The 4,978-nt window shown below is 58.4% G+C and carries 5 protein-coding genes; all 5 read left to right on the top strand.

Annotated elements, in window-relative coordinates:
* On the top strand, window positions 1-691 hold a 691-nt coding region (gene atpG / locus L9Z73_RS25245), incomplete at its 5' end, for a F0F1 ATP synthase subunit gamma (RefSeq protein WP_247406938.1).
* 27 nt (window positions 692-718) lie between these two features.
* Window positions 719-2,098 carry a F0F1 ATP synthase subunit beta gene (gene atpD, locus L9Z73_RS25240; protein ID WP_247406935.1) on the top strand — a complete coding sequence of 460 codons (1,380 nt, stop codon included), beginning with the start codon at window positions 719-721 and terminating at the stop codon, window positions 2,096-2,098.
* A 44-nt stretch (window positions 2,099-2,142) separates the two neighbouring features.
* A complete protein-coding gene (locus tag L9Z73_RS25235) occupies window positions 2,143-2,568 on the top strand; it encodes a F0F1 ATP synthase subunit epsilon (RefSeq protein WP_247406932.1) in 426 nt (141 codons plus the stop codon).
* Between the two features lie 115 nt (window positions 2,569-2,683).
* Window positions 2,684-4,051: a bifunctional UDP-N-acetylglucosamine diphosphorylase/glucosamine-1-phosphate N-acetyltransferase GlmU gene (gene glmU, locus L9Z73_RS25230; RefSeq protein WP_247406929.1), complete on the top strand. Its 1,368-nt coding sequence runs from the start codon at window positions 2,684-2,686 to the stop codon at window positions 4,049-4,051.
* A gap of 230 nt (window positions 4,052-4,281) precedes the next feature.
* Window positions 4,282-4,978, top strand: a 697-nt coding sequence (locus tag L9Z73_RS25225) for a DeoR/GlpR family DNA-binding transcription regulator (RefSeq protein WP_247406925.1), incomplete at its 3' end; no start/stop codon positions are given.

Genomic DNA, 4,978 nt, shown 5'->3' with positions numbered 1-4,978 from the left:
CAACGCCAACCCGGAATACCGCCACCCGTTCATGATCGACCGCGAAGTTAAGCGTGTGGGTTATGTGGTTGTGAGCAGTGACCGTGGTTTGTGCGGTGGTTTGAATACCAACCTGTTCAAGGCCCTGGTCAAGGACATGGCGGTAAACCGCGAAAACGGCGTCGAGATCGATCTGTGTGTAGTTGGTAGCAAGGGTGCGGCCTTTTTCCGCAACTTCGGCGGTAACGTCGTTGCAGCTATCAGCCACCTGGGTGAAGAGCCGTCGATCAATGATTTGATCGGCAGTGTGAAGGTGATGCTGGATGCGTACCTGGAAGGCCGGATTGACCGCCTGTCCGTGGTATCCAACAAGTTCATCAACACCATGACCCAGCAGCCAACCGTGGAGCAATTGATTCCACTGGTGGCGACTCCGGATCAGGAACTCAAGCACCACTGGGACTACCTCTACGAACCAGACGCCAAAGAGCTGCTTGACGGCTTGATGGTGCGCTACGTGGAGTCGCAGGTGTACCAGGCGGTGGTCGAGAACAACGCAGCTGAACAAGCGGCGCGGATGATCGCGATGAAAAACGCTACCGATAACGCCGGTGATCTGATCAGCGATTTGCAGTTGATCTACAACAAGGCGCGTCAGGCTGCGATCACCCAAGAGATCTCGGAAATCGTCGGCGGCGCTGCCGCGGTTTAACGGTTCAAATATTCAGAGGATCCAGCTATGAGTAGCGGACGTATCGTTCAAATCATCGGCGCCGTTATCGACGTGGAATTTCCACGCGACAGCGTACCGAGCATCTACAACGCTTTGAAAGTACAAAGCGATGCAGGCACCACTCTGGAAGTTCAGCAGCAGCTGGGCGACGGCGTGGTTCGTACCATTGCAATGGGTTCCACCGAGGGCTTGAAGCGCGGTCTGGGTGTTCTGGACACTGGCGCTGCCATCTCCGTACCGGTCGGTAAAGCGACCCTGGGCCGGATCATGGACGTACTGGGTAACCCGATTGACGAAGCTGGCCCGATCGACACCGAAGAGCGCTGGGGCATTCACCGTCCAGCACCTTCGTTCGCGGACCAAGCGGGCGGCAACGACCTGCTGGAAACCGGCATCAAGGTTATCGACCTGGTTTGCCCGTTCGCCAAGGGCGGTAAAGTCGGTCTGTTCGGTGGTGCCGGTGTAGGCAAGACCGTAAACATGATGGAACTGATCCGTAACATCGCCATCGAGCACAGCGGTTATTCCGTGTTCGCCGGTGTGGGTGAGCGTACTCGTGAGGGTAACGACTTCTACCACGAGATGAAGGACTCCAACGTTCTGGACAAAGTGGCACTGGTTTACGGTCAGATGAACGAGCCGCCGGGAAACCGTCTGCGCGTAGCACTGACTGGCCTGACCATGGCCGAGAAGTTCCGTGACGAAGGTAACGACGTTCTGCTGTTCGTCGACAACATCTATCGTTACACCCTGGCCGGTACTGAAGTATCCGCACTGCTGGGCCGTATGCCTTCGGCAGTAGGTTACCAGCCGACCCTGGCTGAAGAGATGGGCGTTCTGCAAGAACGTATCACTTCGACCAAGGAAGGTTCGATCACTTCGATCCAAGCGGTATACGTACCTGCGGATGACTTGACCGACCCGTCGCCAGCGACCACCTTCGCCCACTTGGACGCCACCGTCGTTCTGTCCCGTGACATCGCTTCCCTGGGTATCTACCCAGCGGTCGATCCACTCGACTCGACTTCGCGCCAGCTGGACCCGAACGTGATCGGCCAGGAGCACTACGACACCGCTCGCGGCGTTCAGTACGTGCTGCAGCGTTACAAAGAACTGAAGGACATCATTGCGATCCTGGGTATGGACGAGCTGTCGGAAACCGACAAGCAGTTGGTATCCCGCGCTCGTAAGATCCAGCGCTTCTTGTCGCAGCCGTTCTTCGTGGCTGAAGTCTTCACCGGTGCCTCGGGTAAATACGTTTCCCTGAAAGACACCATTGCTGGCTTCAAAGGCATCCTCAACGGTGACTACGACCACCTGCCAGAACAAGCGTTCTACATGGTCGGCGGCATCGAAGAAGCGATCGAGAAAGCCAAGAAACTGTAATCCCGGCGCCCGGCAACGGGCGCTCATCAGGTTGAGGCAATCAGATGGCTATGACAGTCCATTGCGATATCGTCAGCGCGGAAGGGGAAATCTTCTCCGGTCTGGTAGAAATGGTGATTGCACACGGCGAACTCGGTGACTTGGGTATTGCCATGGGCCACACGCCATTGATCACCAGCTTGAAGCCAGGTCCGATCACTCTGACCAAGCAAGGCGGGGAACGGGAGGTGTTTTACATCTCCGGTGGTTTCCTCGAGGTTCAGCCGAACATGGTCAAGGTACTTGCCGACACCGTGCAACGTGCTGCTGATCTGGATGAAGCCTCCGCTCAGGCAGCCGTTAAGGCAGCCGAGAAGGCCCTGAACGAAAAAGGCGCAGATTTCGACTACGGTTCTGCTGCTGCTCGTCTGGCCGAGGCCGCAGCTCAGCTGCGTACCGTCCAGCAGATCCGCAAGAAGTTTGGCGGCTAAGCCGTTAAGCCTCATGCGTGATTGATTAAAAAGGGTAGCCTCGGCTACCCTTTTTCTTTTTTTGCAAAACACTTCTCTGGTCTGAAGCCGGACCGCCCAGGATTGGTAGCCATTCATGTCTCTAGAAATCGTCATTCTCGCCGCAGGCCAGGGCACCCGCATGCGCTCGGCCTTGCCCAAGGTGCTGCATCCGGTGGCCGGTAACTCTATGCTTGGCCATGTTATCCACAGCGCCCGGCAACTCGACCCGCAACGCATCCACGTCGTCATCGGCCACGGTGCCGATGTGGTGCGTGAGCGCCTGGCCGCGGATGACCTGAATTTCGTATTGCAAGACAAGCAACTGGGCACCGGCCACGCAACCGCCCAAGCCGTGCCGTTCATCAAAGCCGACACGGTGCTGATCCTCTACGGCGACGTGCCCCTGATCGAAGTGGAAACCCTGCAACGTCTGCTCAAGCACGTCGTGCCTGGCCAGATGGGCCTGCTCACCGTCGAACTCGATGACCCTACCGGCTACGGCCGCATCGTGCGCAACACCGACGGCAAGGTCGCGGCGATCGTCGAGCACAAGGATGCCAGCGACGCCCAACGCGCTATCACCGAAGGCAACACCGGGATTCTTGCGGTGCCGGCCGATCGCCTGGCGGACTGGATGAGCCGTCTGTCCAACAACAACGCCCAGGGCGAGTACTACCTGACCGACGTGATCGAAATGGCCGTCAGCGATGGCTTGCTGGTCGCCACCGAACAGCCCCACGACCCGATGGAAGTGCAGGGCGCCAACGACCGCAAGCAATTGGCCGAACTGGAGCGCCACTACCAACTGCGCGAAGGCCGCCGCCTGATGGCCCAGGGCGTGACCCTGCGCGACCCGGCGCGCTTTGATGTACGTGGTGAAGTCAGCGTGGGCCGGGATGTGCTGATCGACATTAACGTCATTCTCGAAGGCCGCGTGATCATCGAAGACGATGTGGTGATTGGCCCGAACTGCGTGATCAAGGACAGCACCCTGCGCAAGGGCGTGGTGATCAAGGCCAACAGCCATCTCGACGGTGCGGTGATGGGTGAGGGCAGCGATGCGGGTCCGTTTGCACGGTTGCGTCCTGGCAGCGTGTTGGGAGCCCGAGCACATGTTGGTAACTTCGTTGAACTGAAAAACGCGCTAATGGGAGACGATGCTAAGGCCGGCCACTTGGCCTACCTCGGCGATGCAGTGATCGGGGCGCGTAGCAACATTGGCGCTGGCGCAATCACGTGTAACTACGATGGTGCTAACAAATATCAGACGACCATTGGTGAAGACGTCTTTATTGGTTCCAATAATTCGCTGATTGCCCCCGTGACTATTGGCGATGGCTCGAACACCGCTGCGGGCTCAACCATCAATCAGGATGTGGATAAGTCACAGCTCGCGGTAGCCCGCGCCCGCCAGCGCAACATCGACGGTTGGAAACGCCCGGTCAAAATCAAAAAGAGCTGAGTTATCCATAGCCTTACTGACAGCAAAACTCCAATGTGGGAGGGGGCTTGCCCCCGATGGCAGAGGTCCAGTCAAAGCACTTAATGACTGACACACTGCTATCGGGGGCAAGCCCCCTCCCACATTAGCCCCCCGCCAGTTTCAAAAATTTGCAGCATGCTGCTTGACGAACTTTCGCCTATAGGTTTCTATTGCCTTCGTTATCTTTCGAAACGAAACTTATAATCACCATGTCGAAACGAAATACACCCCAAAGACGCCACAACATCCTGACCTTGCTCAATGAACGGGGCGAAGTCAGCGTGGACGAATTGGCCAAGCGTTTCGAAACCTCGGAAGTCACCATCCGCAAGGACCTGGCCGCCCTCGAAAGCAACGGCCTGTTGTTACGCCGTTACGGTGGCGCGATCACCATGCCCCAGGAACTCGTCGGCGACCCCGCCCAGCCCATCTCAGCCTACAAGCGCGCCATCGCGCGTGCCGCCGTGATGCGCCTGCGCGAGCACGCCCGCATCATCATCGACAGCGGCAGCACCACCGCCGCCATGATCCCCGAACTGGGCCACCAGCCCGGCCTGGTGGTGATGACCAACTCCCTACACGTGGCCCGCGCGTTGAGCGAGCTGGAACACGAGCCGGTGCTGCTGATGACCGGTGGCACCTGGGACCCGCATTCGGACTCGTTCCAGGGCCAGGTTGCCGAGCAGGTGCTGCGTTCCTACGACTTTGATCAACTGTTCATCGGCGCCGACGGCATCGATCTGCAGCGCGGCACCACCACGTTCAACGAACTGCTAGGCCTGAGCCGCGTGATGGCCGAGGTCGCCCGTGAAGTGGTGGTGATGGTCGAATCCGACAAGATCGGCCGCAAGATTCCCAACCTGGAACTGCCCTGGAGCAGCGTCCATACCCTGATCACCGATGATC

Source organism: Pseudomonas emilianonis (assembly GCF_023072625.1).
GTDB classification, from domain to species: domain Bacteria; phylum Pseudomonadota; class Gammaproteobacteria; order Pseudomonadales; family Pseudomonadaceae; genus Aquipseudomonas; species Aquipseudomonas paraveronii.
This window is presented reverse-complemented; position numbering and strand designations above follow the sequence as displayed.